This is a genomic window from Methylophaga sp. UBA5088 (assembly GCF_002414625.1).
GTDB classification, from domain to species: domain Bacteria; phylum Pseudomonadota; class Gammaproteobacteria; order Nitrosococcales; family Methylophagaceae; genus Methylophaga; species Methylophaga marina.
This window is the reverse complement of the sequence record NZ_DIAC01000131.1, coordinates 1-2072: the sequence shown is the minus strand read 5'-3', so window position 1 is coordinate 2072 and position 2072 is coordinate 1. Positions and strand designations below refer to the sequence as shown.

At 43.1% G+C, this 2072-nt stretch carries 2 protein-coding genes; one reads left to right on the top strand and one right to left on the bottom strand.

The genetic code is table 11. From position 1 onward, the window contains the following. A partial coding sequence (locus tag B4K20_RS16150; protein ID WP_289283698.1) for a TonB-dependent receptor plug domain-containing protein occupies positions 1–398 on the bottom strand: 398 nt, incomplete at its 3' end. A gap of 313 nt (positions 399–711) precedes the next feature. Between B4K20_RS16150 and B4K20_RS16145 the strand changes: the two genes are divergently transcribed. Further along, complete coding sequence (locus B4K20_RS16145; RefSeq protein ID WP_289283697.1) at positions 712–1887, top strand: AI-2E family transporter; 1176 nt, start codon at positions 712–714, stop codon at positions 1885–1887. The last annotated feature ends 185 nt before the right edge of the window (positions 1888–2072 follow it).

Sequence of the window (2072 nt, the reverse complement as noted above, 5' to 3'; positions counted from 1 at the left end):
TCGTGACCTTGTGTCAAACCATATGAAAAAGGCACACCAATGCCGTCATACTGAAAGTTAACGATATCAAAACCACGTGCGGTGTAGTACGTTCTACCCGTTTCTACCTGCTCCACCGTCACACCCGGCACATATTTCAGTAAGTCATTCACCTCATTTAAGGCAAAATCTTCAATCTGATCTTGTGAAATAACCGAGACAATCTGAGGCGTTTCAAAGATGGTTAAATCCAGTTTTGTTGCTGATTTGGTTTCCTCTGGTTCGCCATAAATGCGCAATGAATCCAGACTAATCACTTCGCTAGACTCAGATACTTGTTCAACTGGCTCCGCATTAGCTAAGCCGCTATACAGCGAGACCAATGACAAGCTAATGGCATATCGTGTGCTCCGTTTCATATGTCTTATCTCATGATTTGCTATTTAAAAAATGACAGCACTTTACAGATCATAAAATCTAAATACAAATCATTATTATTTAATAACTAATATGAAAACACTGGTATTCAGTCTCCTAATTCAATCAAGTGAGTAAGTTTGAGAGTTTCCTGAGATGAAAAGAGTGATTCTATTTTTTCCAAATACATTTAAAAATCTGGCATGCTACGTATCAACTAAAAATAGAAATATTGAACAGAAAAGAGTTATATGAAATCTAGACAAAATATCAAACACAATGACCCAATTGGTTTCGACTAGAGGCAAGGCTGAGATGTCAGACGATATACAAAATAACCACACCATGCCAGCAGATGCCAGCCCCGAGTTAGTGTCAAACAATATGCCTGCCACCAACATATTTAAGTCAAGTTCACACTGGGCAATAGTCGGTATATTTTTACTGCTATTACTGGGCAGTGTTGCTCACGCTCGTGATTTTCTCGTGCCGGTAGCGCTTGGCGTGTTATTGGCACTAGTGTTTAGTCCGGTGCGACGTTTCCTTGAGCGCCGACGACTACCACCAGCTGTCTCCGCGTTTATTATTGTCAGTGGACTGATGACATTAATAGGTTTGGGTTTAAGCACGCTCGCTGATCCCGTGCAAAGTTGGATTAAAGAAGCCCCCACCATCGGCTTTAAAATTGAACAGAAATTGCGTGGTGCGAACCAGTCAGCGAAAGAGGTCATTGATGCTGGCAAACAGATTGAGCAGATCGCCTCCCTGGAAAACGAGACAGAGCAAGTGCAGAAGGTCTCACCACGCGAGCCGGGAGTGCTTGTCAAACTCGCTACTTCGGTGCCTGAAATTCTGGCACAAATGGTATTTACCCTAGTGTTGCTGTTCTTTCTGCTGGCCTCAGGTGATATGTTTTACGAAAAGCTAGTTCACATTATGCCGACGTTTAAAGATAAGCGTAATGCGGTCAGAATTAGCTATGACATCGAACGCAAGTTGTCGAATTACTTATTCACTATCACTCTTATTAATACTGTGCTCGGCATAACGGTTGGCGTATCAATGTGGCTGCTGGGCATGCCAAATGCCATCCTATTTGGTGTGTTAGCGTTCGCCTTTAATTTTGTACCGTATCTTGGCGCTATCGTCGGCGTTGTGATCGCGGCCCTCGTAGGTTTACTTACCTTTGACCATACCGTTACCGCGCTGCTGCCCGCCTTAGCCTATTTGACGTTAACGATTATTGAAGGACAGCTTGCCACGCCTTATTTCGTAGGGCGGCGCTTAGAAATGAACCCCGTCGTGATTTTTCTCTCGGTCGCATTATGGGCCTGGCTGTGGTCCATTGTGGGTATGCTTGTCGCAGTGCCGTTATTGGTCGCTGTTCGTACCTTTTGTGAACATATCCCCAGCTTGCAGGCATTTGGTACTTTTCTCTCCGCAAGAGGTAGTGAAAACTTTCACCCAGAAAATGCCGAGACAGAAACCTGATGTGTTACTAGAGGAAAAATAGAGATAGCATCTGAAAAGAGAAGCATGAAAATAAAGAAACAAAATCAAACATTCTGACTATATTGAGTCGTGCCCCTATTGATTTAACCTCATTGATTGAGTGTACTTATGGAAAAATCAAAGAAGAATTTGCTCCTACTAGAACGGGCACTGCACGATATTGA